A 14492-nucleotide genomic window follows, 5' to 3' on the forward strand; every position below is an offset into this window, starting at 1 on the left:
AATGGACGCTCAGGATCTCGACTGGATCAAGGTTGGGCACGTCAAAGACCTGCCCGAAGGCCGGGTGAAAACGGTCACGGCGCGTACAACCTCGATCTGCCTGTCGCATTTCGAAGGCCAGTGGGCGGCGATGGACAATCATTGCCCGCATCAGCGAGGCCCGCTCGGGGAAGGTTCCATCGAGAAGGGATCGGACGGCAAATGCTGGATCCGATGCCCCTGGCACGGCTGGGATTTCGATCCGCTGACGGGCACGCCTCCCGGCGGTCACGAGGACAGTGGCCAGAAGCTCTATCCCCTCAGGATCGACGGCGACGAGATCTTCATCGGCCTGGACCCGGAGCCGCCCCATGAACGCACGGTGACCGACGTCATGGCCGAAACGATGGTCAACTGGGGCGTCAAGCGTGTCTTCGGCATGGTCGGCCACTCCAACCTCGGCCTTGCCGATGCGATACGCCGTCAGGTCGACAAGGGCGCCTTGGGCTATATCGGCATTCGCCACGAGGGCGCGGCCGCCTTCGCCGCCTCCGCCTATGGCAAGCTGACAGGCAAACCGGCAGCCTGCCTCACCATTGCCGGCCCCGGCGCAACCAACCTTCTGACCGGCCTCTGGGACGCCAAGGTCGACCGGTCACCGGTTCTGGCCCTCACCGGCCAGGTGCAGACCCAGGTGTTCGGCCCGGGGGCCTTTCAGGACATTGATCTCAAATCCGCGTTCGAAGCCGTCTCGAAGTTTTCCCAGCCGGTACTCAGCACCTCCAACCATGCAGAGCTAATGTCGCTGGCCTTGAAAACCGCGCTGGTGGAACGGGATGTCGCCAATCTCATTTTCCCCGACGACGTCCAGACCAACCCGAGCAGCAAGGAGGCAGGCAAACCCGAAGGCCGCCTCGGCGGAACCGGCATCACGCCCTCCGGCGAGGATCTCGCAAAGGCCGTTGAGATGATCAACGCAGCGAAACGCCCGGTCATTGTGCTTGGCTACGGCGCCAAGGATGTTCGCGACAAGGTCGTCGCGCTTGCAGAAAAGCTCGGCGCACCGGTCCTGACCACTTTCAAGGGCAAGGGCCTGATCCCGGACACCCACCCGCTGGCGGCTGGTGTTCTTGGCCGCTCCGGGACGCCCATTGCAAGCTGGTTCATGAACGAGGCGGATCTGATCGTTTCGCTCGGATCATCCTTTGCCAACCACACAGGCATCGCCCCATACAAGACAATCATCCAGGTGGATTTCGAGCGCATGCAGCTCGGCAAGTTCCATCCGGTGACCTTGCCCGTCTGGGGCGAGATCGGCAGCTTCTGCGAAGCCATTGTCGATCAGGTGCTGAAACCGGCAGATGCCCCCGACCAGGCGGGAGAACTGGTGGAACGCTGGACAATCTGGCGTGTGGAAAAGGACCTTCGTCTTTCCGAGGACGGCGGCAGGGGCATTCATTCGGCAGCCGTTTTCAAGGCGTTGAGCGATCTGTGCCCACCGGACGCGATCATCCCGGTCGACGTGGGCAACAACACCTATTCCTTCGGTCGGTATTTTGAGCCTTGCGGACAGCGCATCCTGATGTCCGGCTATCTCGGCTCCATCGGCTTCAGCCTGCCCGCGGCCCTGGGCGCCTGGAGCGCGACCCAGGACTTCGAGGAATTCCGGGGCCGCAAGGTGATCTCGATTTCCGGGGACGGAGGTTTTGGTCAATACGCCATGGAGTTCACCACTGCCGTCAAATACGGAATGGATATAACCCATATCCTTTTGAACAATTCCGAGCTCGGCAAGATCTCCAAGGAGCAGCGCTCGGGCGAATGGCCGGTCTGGGAAACGAACCTCACCAACCCGTCCTTCGCCGCTTTCGCGCGCCTGTGCGGTGGTCACGGCCACCGGGTGACCGACCCTGCCGAACTGAAAGACGCCATCGCCGATGCGATCGCTCACGACGGTCCGTCACTGGTGGAAATCATTACCGATGCGGATCTGGTGTGATGGAAACCGTGACAAGGTCTCAATCGCTCCTTTTACGCGGCAAGGCCACTCGAGCAACACCTCCTCCTCCGTCATCCCATGGCTCGACCATGGGATCCATGCCATTGCGGTTCGACATGACGGACCTCGCTCAAGGCACGGAAACGGCATGGATTGCAGGGTCGAGCCCTGCAATGACGGGGTGAGAAGAGAAGAGCGGCCAACTCGGACCGGAAGAATTGAAGAGACCGTTGGCAATGCTTCGTAATGAGCTAAGCTGACACCAATCACATCCAGACCTGGCGGGGGTCCACTTGCAAACAGCAGCCATTCTGATCGACATCGGAAAATACTATCTCATGGCCGGCGGGCTGGTCGCGGTACTCTTTCTTGTCATCGGCATCGACCGGGTGGAGCCATCCGCACGCGGGTCTCATGTCTTCCGGCCCTTGCTCATTCCCGGTATCTGCCTGATCTGGCCGCTGGTGCTCTATCGCTGGTACGTGCTTGAAAAGCATGGGGAGGCTGGCCGGTGAAACGTGCACATCGCAAAGCCCATGCCCGTATCTGGACCGTCCTCGGCCTGCTCCTGCCGCTGGTCTTCTTCACCATTCTGGCGATGCGTCAGTCGCCCCCCACGGACAGACCGGCTGTGCTGATTGAAGCTCCGGTGAAAAGCTCCGGGGAGGCAAGCCAATGAGCGTGCAATACACACCGGTGATCTGGAACCGCAACAAGATAGTCTATGACGCCATCCTGCTGATTGCCGTTGCGCTTTATCTTTACATCTTCATTCGTGTCGGGCCGTTCCATGAGGATGTCACCCGGCCAATCGACGGTGCCATCCTGAGGATGCGTGCCTTCGGCAGTTGTGCCTTTCTGATGCTGACGGTGATCCTGTGCATCGGGCCGCTGGCACGGCTCAATCGGCGCTTTCTGCCGCTGCTTTACAACCGCCGCCATTTCGGCGTGATGACCGCCGGTATTGCGGCTGTCCACGCCAACTATGTGCTTGGCTGGTATTTCAACTTCTCACCGACAGATAGCTATGTCGCGTTACTGTCTTCCAACACAAGCTACGGGCAGGTGATCGGCTTTCCCTTCGAGGCTTTCGGTATCGCCGCTCTCCTGATCCTGTTCGCACTGGCTGCCACCAGCCATGATTTCTGGCTCAGCTTTCTGGGAGCGCCGATCTGGAAGGCGCTGCACATGTTCATCTATGCCGCCTACGCCTTCGTGGTGTTGCATGTCGCGCTCGGCGCGCTGCAAGGCCCGTCCGATCCCATCTTCACCGGCATGGTTGCGGCAAGCGTTGTCATGGTCTGCGGTCTTCACTTTGCAAGCGGACGCCTGGAGGCCAATCGGGAAAAGGGCGATGCCACGGCAAAGGCTTCACTGGAAGAAGCCGGCTGGGTCGTCGCCGGAGAGGTGGACGAAATCGACGACAAATGCGCCAAGGTCGTGACCCTGAGCGAAGAAGAGCGTGTCGCCATCTTCAAGTATGACGGCAAGCTGTCGGCGGTCACCAATGTCTGCGCCCACCAGAACGGTCCGCTTGGCGAAGGCAAGGTGCTGTGGGGCTGCATCACCTGCCCCTGGCACGGGTATCAGTACAATCTGGCCGACGGCTGCGCGCCCGCGCCCTTCACCGAGAAGATCGCCACCTACAAGCTGAAGCTGGTCGGCTCCACCGTTCTTCTCGATCCCAACGCTCTGCCACCCGGCACCTATGTCGAGCCGGTGGTGATCGGAGGTGCGTCATGAGCTGGAAACAAACCAAGGCGGCTCCGTTTTTCGTCGGCTATCTCAACAAGGTGCCGAAGCCACTGGTGGCCTTTCTCGGGGTCTTCTCCCTGTGTTTTGTCGCGGGACTGGGCCTTGCAGCCTTCGCCCTGTCCACCACCCAGAACGATCCGGGCAGCGGCACGTTTCAGTGGGGCAACAGGTTCGAGCAAACCGGCCTGCTCGAACTCCGGCCCTATCCGGTGTTCCGCATTCCGGCGGATGGCGACACCCCTGCCCGCACCTACATGCTGGCAGGCCAGGGCAAACGCGGTGTCTTTGAACAGGCAGAAGCCAATCGCGAGATGCAGGTGACCTTGCGTGGAGTGCCCGTGAACCGGGGCGATCTGACAATGATCCAGGTGGGACAGGTAGCACCTGCTATGGACGATGCGCCCGGCTTCACCCCATCCGAACCCGTCTCGCTGGGGCGCTGGAAACTGACCGGTGAAATCTGCGACGGCAAGTGCTATGCGGGCGCCATGCGCCCGGGCCGGGGCCTTGCGCACAAGGCCTGCGCGGACCTTTGCCTGACCGGCGGCATTCCCCCGGTCTTCGTCTCGTCCGGACCGGTCGAGGGGCGCAATTTCTTTCTTCTGGCAGGCAAGGACGGCCAGCTTCTTGGCGAGGCCATCGATCCGCTGCTGGCGCTTTACATCGAGGTCGAAGGTGAGGTCGAACAGCTGGATGACCTGATGGTGTTCAAAGCGGACCTTCTAACCGCCAGGGTGCTGAAATGAGCGACCAGCCGCAAAAGCCTCTCTGGCAGACCATCCTGATCTCGCTGGTGATGACAGCACTCCTCGCCGGGATCGCCTGGGCTGTGTGGACCTACGCCAACAGCAGCGTCCAGGATTTTGCCCCCGGCACGTTGCTGCGCGACCTCCGGTTCTTCGTCGGCCTGCTCGCCGTGTTCCTGGTTTTGAGCATCCTGGACCGGTTCATTGAATTCGTGAAGGCGAAGCTGGGCGGCGGACACTGAGGAAACGGTCAGGATGGCCGACCCAAAAAGCCAAGTTTGTGCGCCTCAGCCCTTCACCAGGTTCCACAGCAGGCTGTTGAACTTGTCCGGCTCTTCCATGTGCGGCGCGTGGCCCGACGCTTCAAAGCCATGGAAATGGAAATCCGGAACATTGTCCGCGTGCCAGCGATGGACACCCGGGCCGTAAAGCTGGCTGCGCAGACCCGCCACCAGATGAAACGGCACGGGAAAGGCTTTCAAAAGCGGGCGGAAATCCTGCGCGGTCAGTGAGGACCACATCGGTTTCAAGAGCACAGGATCGGCTGCAGCAATCTCTTTGCGGGCTAGCTCCGCAACGCACTCCGGCACGGGCAGGCCTTCGGCGAACAGTCTTCTCGCGATCCGGGCCGGCAGTTTGGCCCAATCCGCCACAATGGCATTCAGGAAATGGTCGTTGAGTTCAGCATTGAGGCCGTTCAGCGTTCCGTTCTGCCAGTCGGGGTCGTTCAGAACCTTCGGCGTCATGTCAATGGCAACGAACTGCGAGATCCTGTCGGCGCCGTGCCGCTCGATCATTGCATAGGAAACCAACGCACCCATCGACCAACCGCAGAGGATTACTTCAGTTAGTTCGCGCTCGGCCAAAGCCGCATGAACCGCATCGGCTGCTGCCTCGATGGTCAATGGCAACCGGCCCGCTGTTTTGCCGTGGCCCGGCAGATCCGGAACAATGCAACGGGCGTCAGTTTTCAGAGCCCCGATCTGGCCTTCGAAGAACCGGCCCGGACAAGACCAGCCGTGGATCAGCACCAGCGGTCTGCCCGTTCCCTCGTCGCGGATATGCAACATATTCCCGCTCACGCACGCCCCGCCCGTAGCCGTCCGACAATGCCCGTCGGGAAAAAATAGACCGACAGAATGAAGAGAACACCCAGCCACAACAGCCAGCGTTCCGGCGCCACCAGCGTCGAGAACACCGGCACCGCGCTGGTTGCTTCTGCAGCAACACCCATCAGGTTCTGCAGATAGGTCTGCGCCAGAATGAACAGGGTTGCCCCGAGCACGGCCCCGTAAAGCGTGCCCATGCCCCCTATCACGACCATCAGCAGAATGTCGATCATGATCTCCATGGACAGCGTTGTTGCCGGGCCGGTGTAGCGCAGCCATATCGCCAGAAGAGAGCCTGCAAGCGCTGCCATGACTGCCGACAGAACGGTGGCCGTGGTGCGATACCAGACCACGCGGTAACCGATCGCCTCCGCCCGGAACGCATTGTCGCGCACCGCCTTCAGCGTGCGGCCGAAGGGGGAATTGACGATGCGCAGCATGACCAGGAACAGGATCGCAGCGGCAAAGAACACCAGGTAATAGGCCAGGATCTTGCCATTGATGCTGACATCGAACACCTTCGCCTTGATAAGCTTGAAGGCGGGCGTCAGTTCGCGCGGGATCTTGTAGTTGAGCCCGTCCTCACCGCCTGTCAGCCAGGACATCTGCGACACCAGAACGGCAAAGGCGCTTGCGACCGCCAGCGTCACCATGGCGAAGAAGATCGCCTTCACCCGAAGCGAGAACAGCCCGATGGCGAGCGCGAAGAGGGCCGCAACCCCCGCGCCCGCCGCCGTGCCCCAGATCAGCGAACCGTAGTTCGGCCCGGTGGTCGACAAGGCAAGCGCGGTCCCATAGGCGCCGATGCCGAAGAACATGGTGTGGGCGAAGGAAACGATACCGGCATAGCCCAGCAGCAGGTCGTAGCTTGCCACCAGCACGATGAAGATGCAGATCCGCGCGGCCGTCTCCAGCGACTTGGTGCCGGGAAAGAGAAACGGTGCAAAGGCGAGCGAGATCAACACGATCAGCAGCAGCGCCGTCAGAAGGCCGCTGCGCGGCGTGTCGCCGGAAAGAAGTCTGGTCAGCATGATCTTGTTCCGTCCCTACTTCGCCTTGACCACCGGATAGAGGCCCTGCGGCCGCCACATCAGCACCACGACCATCAGCGCGATGGTCGAGATCAGCGCCACCTTCGGCGCCAGAAAAGCCGTGTAGTTTGCAAGCAGTCCCACCAGCATGGCGCCGATGAAGCAGCCCTCGACCGAGCCAAGGCCGCCGATGATCACCACGATGAACACCAGCACCATGATCTCCGAGCCCATGTGTGCGGTAATCGTTTCCTGATAGAGGCCCCACATGACGCCCCCGAGCCCGGCCAGCGCCGACCCGGTCATGAACACGATCAGGAACAGCCGGCGGATACGGTAGCCGAGCGCTTCCACCATCTCGCCGTTCTCCACCCCGGCACGCACCAGCAGACCGATCTTGGTGTTCTTCAGGATATGGCGCATGCCGATGAACAGCGCGAGACCGATGCCGACCGCCACCAGGCGATATTTCTCGATGGCCGCTTCGCCGATCACCAGCGATCCCTGCAAGGCTTCCGGGCGGGACATATGCAGCTCGTCCGGCCCCCAGACCACGTAGATCATCTGCTGAGCCACGATCAGCCCGCCCATGGTGACAAGGATCTGCTTCAGATGTTCGCCGTAGACCGGCATCACGATCACCCGCTCGAAGGCAAGACCGAGAAGGCCGGTGACGAGCATGGCCGCAAGGATGGCAATCAGCACGGCGGAGAGATTCATGAAGACGCTTGGCGAAGCCGTCCAGCCGGCCAGCCAGGCCAGAACCGTGAAGCCGACGAAGGCGCCGACGGCAACAAAGGCGCCATGGCCGAAGTTGATCACGTCCATCAGCCCGAAGACCACGGTCAATCCCGACGCCATGATGAAGATCATCATGCCCATGGCCAGCCCGGCCACCGTCAGTGTCAGCCAGCTCGCCGGATTGCCGATGGCAATGAGCCCGACGGCAGCCAGCACCGGCACCAGCAGCACCGGCAGCTTCTGGGCAAGCTGTTCCTTCAGCGGGATCTTCTCAATCCGCGGTTTGATCGCCGTCTCGCTCATTGATGCGCCTCCAGGCTCAGCCCCATGAGTTTTTCCTGCAAGGCGACATCCGCCACCAGTTCGTCCATGCGGCCTGAATGAATGATGCGGCCATCATCCATCACCGCGACCGTGTCGCCGATGCCGGACGCCATCGCGAAATTCTGCTCCACCAGCAGGATAGTGGTGTCGGTTTCCTTCAGTTCCTTCAGCGCATCGGTCATCGCCTTGATGATCGCCGGTGCGAGGCCTTTCGTCGGCTCGTCGATCAGGATCAGCCGGCGCGGCTCGATGATCGCCCGCGCCACGGACAGCATCTGCTTCTGACCACCGGACAGCGTTCCTGCGGAGGAATTCCAGAAGCTGCCGATCGGCGGAAACAGCTCCTTGATCCAGGCAAGGCGCTTTTGGTCCATCGGCCCATTGGCAGCGGCCAGGATCATGTTTTCGGCAACTGTCAGATCGGTGAAGATGCCCATGTCTTCCGGCACGAAGGCAATTCCCCTGCGGGAAATTTCAGGCGTCGACAGTTTGGTGATGACATGATCGCCAAACCGGATATCGCCCTGGCTGGCCGTCCAAAGCCCCATGATGGTGCGTAACGTTGTGGTCTTGCCTGCGCCGTTACGGCCGAGCAGAACGGTCACCCCGCCTTCCGGCACCGCGAGGTCCACACCCTGCAGGATGTGGTAAGGGCCGATATGGGTGTGCACTCCGGAAAGGGTGAGCAGATTTTCCGCCATCACGCAGCCTCCCTGGAGGAAGCCGGTGCCTTGCCGAGATAAGCCTCCTGCACGATCGGCAGGGCAATCACTTCCGAGGGTTCTCCATCGGCCACCAGCGCCCCGTTGTGCAGAACGATGATGCGGTCGGCCAGGGTGCGAATGACATCCATCTTGTGCTCCACCAGCAGGATCGTCCGGTCCATGTCGCTCTTCAGTTTCTGGATCAGCTCCAGGATCACCGGCACTTCGTCGACGCTCATTCCGGCGGTCGGCTCGTCGAACATGAGCACCTGGGGCCCAAGCGCGATCAGCAGCGCCACCTCAAGCTTGCGCTGGTCACCATGGGGCAGAGCGGAAACGGTCTGGTCGGCCTGATCGATCAGCCGAACCTCCGCCAGCACGTGGTCTGCCCGCTCCAGAAGTTCCACATGGCTTTCTGCAACGGTGAAGAGATCGAACCCCTTGCGTGCCTTCGCCTGCGCTACAAGCCGCACGTTTTCGCGCACGCTCAGGGTCGGAAAGAGATTGGTCAGCTGGAACGCCCGGCCGATCCCCCTGTCGGTGCGTTCAGGCACCGACAGTCGGGTGATGGTCTCGCCGTTGAGCAGCACAGCCCCGGAGGTCGCTGCCAGCTGACCGGAGATCAGGTTGAAATAGGTGGTCTTGCCTGCGCCGTTCGGCCCAACGATCGCCGTCAGGGTGCCTCGCTCGAAGGCGCAGGAAACGTGATCGACTGCCACATGACCGCCGAAGCGAATGGTCAGGTCCCTCGTTTCCAGAATCGGGTGTTCCTTGGCCACGATGCGCGTTCCCAGGCTTGATTTGTCGCGAAAACTGTATCGGATGAGTGCCCGGCCGGACGTGTTTCACACCAGCCGGGCAAACTTAAGGGTCTTGGGGCCATGCGGGCGAAGCTGAAGGCTCCGCCGCGTCTTCATTCGGCTTACTGGTTGCGCACCGGGATGTTCATGTCCTCGATTGTCAACTCGCGCACCAGCTCCGGGATGCCCCATTCGACATCCGGGTCGACCTTGATCTTGAAGTGATACATCGACTGCAGAGCCTGGTGATCTTCCGCCCGGAACATCATCTTGCCCTTTGGCGTTTCGAACTCCATGCCTTCCATGGCAGTGATCAGGTCTTCGGTCTCCGTGGACCCGGCCTTGCGGATCGCCTCGACAATGGCAATGCCGGAAGACATGCCACCCGCGGTGAAGAAGTCCGGCGGCGCATTGAAACGCTTCTGGTGTTCGGCCACCAGCCAGTCGTTCACCGGATTCTTCGGGATTTCGTAATAGTAGTAGGTCGCGCCTTCCATGCCCGGCAGTTCCTTGTAGGCCGCCATGGCCGCCAGGATGTTGCCGCCCGTGGCGATTTCGACACCAAAGCGCTCCGGCTCCATTGCCTTGATCTTGCTGATCGGATTGCCGCCACCGGCCCAGATCACGAACAGGAACTTGCGGCCCGGCTCATCCTTCAGGGCATCAAAGACGCGCTGCGCGTTGGCTGTGAAATCCTTGGTATCGGTCGGCGCATATTCCTCGAACACCAATTTGGCACCCGTGCCTTCCAGCGCTTCCTTGAAGGCGGCGACGCCGTCACGGCCGAAGGCATAGTCCTGCGCAAGCGTTGCGATGGAGACGCCTTCCTGCCCCAGTGCGACAGCGTTGGCGATCGCGTCCTGCGACGAGTTGCGCGCCGTGCGGAAGATGTAGCGGTTCCAGTTCTCGCCGGTGATGCTGTCGGCAACCGCCGGCTCCACCAGAAGCACCTTCTCGTATTCTTCGGCGACCGGCAGCATGGCCAGCGCAACGCCGGAGGAGACAGGGCCGACGGCGATATCGACTTCATCGTCACCATAGGCTTCCGCCAGCGCGGCCTTGCCGATATCCGGCTTCAGTTGGGTGTCCTTCTCGATGACCACGATCTTGCGGCCGTCGATTTCCATGGTGCCGTCGGTGGCATATTCGAGACCCATCATCAGGCCGGTATGCGACTGTTTCGCATAGGCCTCCAGGGCACCGGTCTTGCCGTAAACGTGGGCGATCTTGATATCGTCGGCCTGGGCACCGGCGATCCCGGCAGCCGCCACGCTGATGCCAGCCAGAAGCGGCACGGCCCAGCGGAAAACGCGTTTCGTCATGAATTCTCCTCCCGTTGCGCGAAAGGCCGGCAAACCTGCCCGGCCGCTCCCACGGCCTCCACAGGGTAACATCATCGCCTGACGCTGGAATATATGACACATGAATCAGTATTCATGTCAAGGCAAGATGCGCGTTCGAAGTGCCGCCTTTCCGGGATCGTCGTCAGTTAGCGTAACACGAGCTCATGACAGATGAATGCTGCCCGGTCCTGCAAAGACACAGCACCAAGAGCGGCAGCGCAATGCCTGTAGGTAATGTGATAATGGCTGTCTGAAGGATTATGATGACAGAGGAAAAAGATCGGCTCTGACAGGAGAGCCGCCAAAATCGGCAAGAAAACAGACCCGCCCACCAGACGAATGCTGTGCAATCGGCCCGCAGACCAGAGGCCCTGCATCCCGGCTTAAGCGGAAAGGCGTTCTTAGCGCCCTGCGCAATCCGGTTTCCAGCCCCTCAAGGACAAGGCCTTCAACTGTTACCCACAGTCATTCCGGACAAGCGCAGCATAAGCTGCGTGCAGATCCGGAACCCAGCGCATCTGTGTGAGTGAAGCGAACTCTTTTTCGAACGAGGCGACGCGCCAAAGGCACGGCTGATATCCGGTTGCCGGATCGACGTTGCCTCACTTGTCCGGCATGGCGCGGAAGGCGGGCCGCCTGGACCAGTCGCCTCGGCGAGACTACCGCAGCCGCTTTTCCGTCTTCGCATCGAAGAACAGCGCCGAAGCCGGGTCGAAGTCGATGGCGACAGTTCCATCTGAAACCGGCGCATCCTCACCCTTGGTTTCCACGATCACACGCTCGCCCGTCGGGCAGATCAGATAGGAATAGGCAACACCGCCCAGTTGCTCGCACAGATCGACCTTCGCCCCTTCCTGCGCAGGCGAGACCTTCAGATGCTGCGGGCGCAGACCGACCAGCACCTTTTCGCCCTTTGCAGGCAACGCGACGACGGTCGGAACGGCAACGCCGCCGAACGCGGCAACACTGACCTCACCCTCCCCGGCAATACCCTCGACGAAATTCATGCTGGGCGAGCCGATGAAGCCGGCAACGAACCTGTTGTCCGGATCGGAATAGAGCTGCATCGGCGAGCCGACCTGCTCGATATTGCCACCGCGCAGAACCACGATCTTGTCCGCCAGCGTCATCGCCTCGACCTGGTCGTGCGTCACGTAGATCATCGTTGCGCCGATATCCTTGTGCAGGCGGGCGATCTCCACGCGCATGTCGACACGCAGCTCGGCATCCAGGTTGGAGAGCGGTTCGTCAAACAGGAACACTTCCGGTCCGCGCACAATGGCTCGGCCGATGGCGACGCGCTGGCGCTGCCCGCCGGAAAGCGCCTTCGGCTTGCGCTTCAGATAAGGGTCCAGCTTCAGGATGCGACTGGCCTCGGCAACCTTGGACTGGATCTCGGCCTTCGGATGACCGTTCATCTTCAGCCCGAAGCCCATGTTCTCCTCGACTGTCATATGCGGGTAAAGCGCATAGGTCTGGAACACCATGGCAACGCCCCGTTCTGCCGGATCTGCCTTGGTCACATCACGGTCACCGATCTCGATCCTGCCGTCGGTCGTTTCCTCCAGCCCGGCGATCATGCGCAGAAGAGTGGACTTGCCACAGCCGGACGGACCGACAAAAACGCAGAATTCGCCATGCTCGATCTGAAGGTCCACTCCGTGGATGACTTCCAGGTCGCCATATTTCTTGACGGCTTTTGTCAGTGTGACGCCAGACATGTAATTCTCTCTCCCTTGGGATTCTTGTTAGGCAGGGAACTGCCAGTCCTCGACCGCCGCCGCGATCTTGGAGGCCGTATCCAGCAATGCAGGCCGTGCCTCCAGAAGCTGTTCGAGGCTCTTGCGCTGCGTAGACGTGGTAACGGAAAGCGCCCCGACCGGGCGCCCCTTGGACGACAGGATCGGCGCTGCAATGCAGATGATGCCGGGCTCGTGTTCCTCGCGGTCGTAGGACAGCCCCTCTTCGCGGATCTTTTCCAGGTCCGCCCGCAGTTCAGCTTCGCTGGCCAGCGTTGCCGGGGTGTAGCGATAGAACGACTGCTTCTTCAAAACGTGATCGAGGTCCGCAGGCTCCAGAAAGGCCATCAGGGCCTTGCCGACCCCGGTGCAATAGGCCGGACCAACCTTGCCGGCCTGCGAAAACATGTCGATGGCATTGGTCGGGTTTCTCTTGTCGACATAAAGCACCTGCCCGCTGTCGAGCTGTGCCAGGTGAACGGTTTCGCCGACAGCTTCCGACAAGGCGTTGATGAAGGGCCGCGCAATCGGCGCGATGGAACTTTGCCGCCAGGCCGCATGTGCCAGCCGCACCAGGCGGATACCCAGCGAATAGGTCTGCTGGCGCTCGTCGTAGGCCAGCATGCCCTGGCTCACCAGCGTCTGCAGCAGCCGGTACAGCGTCGCCTTGGGATGAGTGCTCTCAGACAGCAGTTCGGAAAAGCGCACAGGACTGCCCACAGCCGCAACCTTGTCCAGCACTTCCAGCGCCTTGCCGACCGTGCCGTCACCTGTCGATGACCCCGCCTGTTTGTTCATGAGCTCCTCCTTCGGCCCGTTTCTTGTCGTCGAGCCTGTTGACAACTTATCGCCATCGCATCAAAGTATCAATATACAAAACTAAGTTTCACATAATGGAACCAAAAGGGAGGACACCATGCGTTCCATGCTGAAAACGTCCGTAGCGGCATTTGCCATGTTGGCAGCCGCGATGGGCGCAGCTTCTGCTGACGGCCTGACAGGCAATCTGAAAATCTTTCTCGACACATCGAACCCGGCGCCGCGTGCGACCATGGAAGAGATGATCGCTCAGTTCCAGGAGAAGAACCCGGAGCTGAACATCGAGACGACGGTGATTGACCGGGAAGCCTACAAGACCCAGATCCGCAACTTCCTGACGGCAAATGCGCCGGACGTTGCCACCTGGTACGCGGCCAACCGCATGCGGCCTTACGTGGAGGCCGGCCTCTTCGAGGACGTGTCCGACCTTTGGGCGGACCCGGCAATTGCCGACAACCTCGCCTCTACCAAGGGTGCGATGACCATCGACGGCAAGCAGTGGGGCGTGCCCTACACCTACTACCAGTGGGGTGTTTACTACCGCAAAGACATCTTCGACGAGCTTGGCCTGTCCGAACCCACTACCTGGGAAGAGGAAAAGGCGAACTGCCAGAAGATCATCGATGCCGGCAAGAAGTGCTACACGATCGGCACCAAGTTCCTCTGGACCGCAGGTGGCTGGTTCGACTACCTGAACATGCGCACCAACGGCTTCGACTTCCACATGGACCTGCTCACGGGCAAGGCGTCCTGGAAGTCCGACGAAGTCCGCAAGACCTTCGCCAACTGGCGCGAGCTCATCGACATGGGCGCCTTCATCGACAACCATCAGACCTACTCCTGGCAGGAAGCTCTGCCGTTCATGGTCAAGGGCGATGCAGCCGCTTACCTGATGGGCAACTTCGCCGTGGCACCGCTGCGCGAAGCCGGTCTTTCCGATGACCAGATCGATTTCTACCAGTTCGTGGAAATCACGCCGGGCATCGCCAAGGCGGAAGACGCGCCGACCGATACCTTCCACATTCCGGCCAATGCCGAGAACAAGGAAAACGCGCGCGAATTCCTGAAGTTCGCGGTCTCGCCGGACGTCCAGACCTGGATCAACGACGGCAAGCACCTCGGCCAGCTCCCGGTGAACGCCAAGTCGTCCGTGGACCAGGACAAGTTCCTGGAACAGGGCTTTGAGATGCTGTCCACGAACTCCCCGGGCGGCGTTGCCCAGTTCTTCGACCGCGACGCCCCGGCTGAAATGGCAAAGGTTGCCATGGAAGGCCTGCAGGAATTCATGGTCAAGCCGGACAACCTGGACAAGATCCTGGACCGTTTGGACCGCGCCCAACAGCGTATCTACAAATAAGGTCTGCCTTCGCATGACCGGACAGGGGGCAACCGCTCCCTGTCCT

At 61.0% G+C, this 14492-nt stretch carries 15 protein-coding genes; 7 read left to right on the forward strand and 8 right to left on the reverse strand.

What is annotated here, in order from left to right; all coding sequences use genetic code 11:
- Position 1: 1 nt before the first annotated feature.
- The 6 genes from Q666_RS44975 to Q666_RS44995 all read left to right on the forward strand — a co-directional run bounded on the left by Q666_RS44975 (position 2) and on the right by Q666_RS44995 (position 4721).
- On the forward strand, positions 2-1978 hold the full coding sequence (locus Q666_RS44975; RefSeq protein WP_023003035.1) for a thiamine pyrophosphate-binding protein: 1977 nt from the start codon (positions 2-4) through the stop codon (positions 1976-1978).
- 293 nt (positions 1979-2271) lie between these two features.
- The gene (locus Q666_RS44980) at positions 2272-2493 is read left to right on the forward strand and encodes a hypothetical protein (RefSeq protein WP_023003034.1); all 222 of its coding nucleotides are present in this window, start codon (positions 2272-2274) and stop codon (positions 2491-2493) included.
- Positions 2490-2657: a hypothetical protein gene (locus Q666_RS66385; RefSeq protein WP_023003033.1), complete on the forward strand. Its 168-nt coding sequence runs from the start codon at positions 2490-2492 to the stop codon at positions 2655-2657. Before Q666_RS44980 ends, Q666_RS66385 begins: the two co-directional genes overlap by 4 nt.
- Positions 2654-3721, forward strand: a complete 1068-nt coding sequence (locus tag Q666_RS44985) for a Rieske 2Fe-2S domain-containing protein (RefSeq protein ID WP_023003032.1) — start codon at positions 2654-2656, stop codon at positions 3719-3721. The genes Q666_RS66385 and Q666_RS44985 overlap by 4 nt, the downstream gene beginning before the upstream one ends.
- Complete coding sequence (locus Q666_RS44990; RefSeq protein ID WP_023003031.1) at positions 3718-4479, forward strand: hypothetical protein; 762 nt, start codon at positions 3718-3720, stop codon at positions 4477-4479. Before Q666_RS44985 ends, Q666_RS44990 begins: the two co-directional genes overlap by 4 nt.
- A complete protein-coding gene (locus tag Q666_RS44995; protein WP_023003030.1) occupies positions 4476-4721 on the forward strand; it encodes a hypothetical protein in 246 nt (81 codons plus the stop codon). Before Q666_RS44990 ends, Q666_RS44995 begins: the two co-directional genes overlap by 4 nt.
- A 45-nt stretch (positions 4722-4766) precedes the next feature.
- On the opposite strand, the gene Q666_RS45000 is transcribed toward Q666_RS44995, so the two are convergent.
- The 8 genes from Q666_RS45000 to Q666_RS45035 form a co-directional block, all read right to left on the reverse strand.
- A complete protein-coding gene (locus tag Q666_RS45000) occupies positions 4767-5549 on the reverse strand; it encodes an alpha/beta hydrolase (RefSeq protein WP_031270300.1) in 783 nt (260 codons plus the stop codon).
- Between the two features lie 8 nt (positions 5550-5557).
- On the reverse strand, positions 5558-6619 hold the full coding sequence (locus Q666_RS45005; RefSeq protein WP_023003028.1) for a branched-chain amino acid ABC transporter permease: 1062 nt from the start codon (positions 6617-6619) through the stop codon (positions 5558-5560).
- Positions 6620-6634: 15 nt separating this feature from the next.
- Entirely contained in the window at positions 6635-7663 is a 1029-nt protein-coding gene (locus Q666_RS45010) for a branched-chain amino acid ABC transporter permease (RefSeq protein WP_023003027.1), read from the reverse strand.
- Positions 7660-8385, reverse strand: coding sequence for an ABC transporter ATP-binding protein (locus Q666_RS45015; protein ID WP_023003026.1), 726 nt, complete (start codon positions 8383-8385; stop codon positions 7660-7662). Before Q666_RS45015 ends, Q666_RS45010 begins: the two co-directional genes overlap by 4 nt.
- Positions 8385-9170, reverse strand: coding sequence for an ABC transporter ATP-binding protein (locus Q666_RS45020; RefSeq protein ID WP_031270299.1), 786 nt, complete (start codon positions 9168-9170; stop codon positions 8385-8387). Before Q666_RS45020 ends, Q666_RS45015 begins: the two co-directional genes overlap by 1 nt.
- Before the next feature lie 140 nt (positions 9171-9310).
- Entirely contained in the window at positions 9311-10510 is a 1200-nt protein-coding gene (locus Q666_RS45025; protein ID WP_023003024.1) for a substrate-binding domain-containing protein, read from the reverse strand.
- A 680-nt stretch (positions 10511-11190) separates the two neighbouring features.
- Complete coding sequence (gene ugpC / locus Q666_RS45030; RefSeq protein WP_023003023.1) at positions 11191-12252, reverse strand: sn-glycerol-3-phosphate ABC transporter ATP-binding protein UgpC; 1062 nt, start codon at positions 12250-12252, stop codon at positions 11191-11193.
- 27 nt (positions 12253-12279) lie between these two features.
- Positions 12280-13068: an IclR family transcriptional regulator gene (locus Q666_RS45035; RefSeq protein WP_031270297.1), complete on the reverse strand. Its 789-nt coding sequence runs from the start codon at positions 13066-13068 to the stop codon at positions 12280-12282.
- 118 nt (positions 13069-13186) lie between these two features.
- Between Q666_RS45035 and Q666_RS45040 the strand changes: the two genes are divergently transcribed.
- The gene (locus tag Q666_RS45040) at positions 13187-14446 is read left to right on the forward strand and encodes an extracellular solute-binding protein (RefSeq protein ID WP_023003021.1); all 1260 of its coding nucleotides are present in this window, start codon (positions 13187-13189) and stop codon (positions 14444-14446) included.
- Positions 14447-14492: the final 46 nt, after the last annotated feature.

Source organism: Labrenzia sp. C1B70, assembly GCF_000475395.1.
Classification (GTDB): domain Bacteria; phylum Pseudomonadota; class Alphaproteobacteria; order Rhizobiales; family Stappiaceae; genus Roseibium; species Roseibium algicola.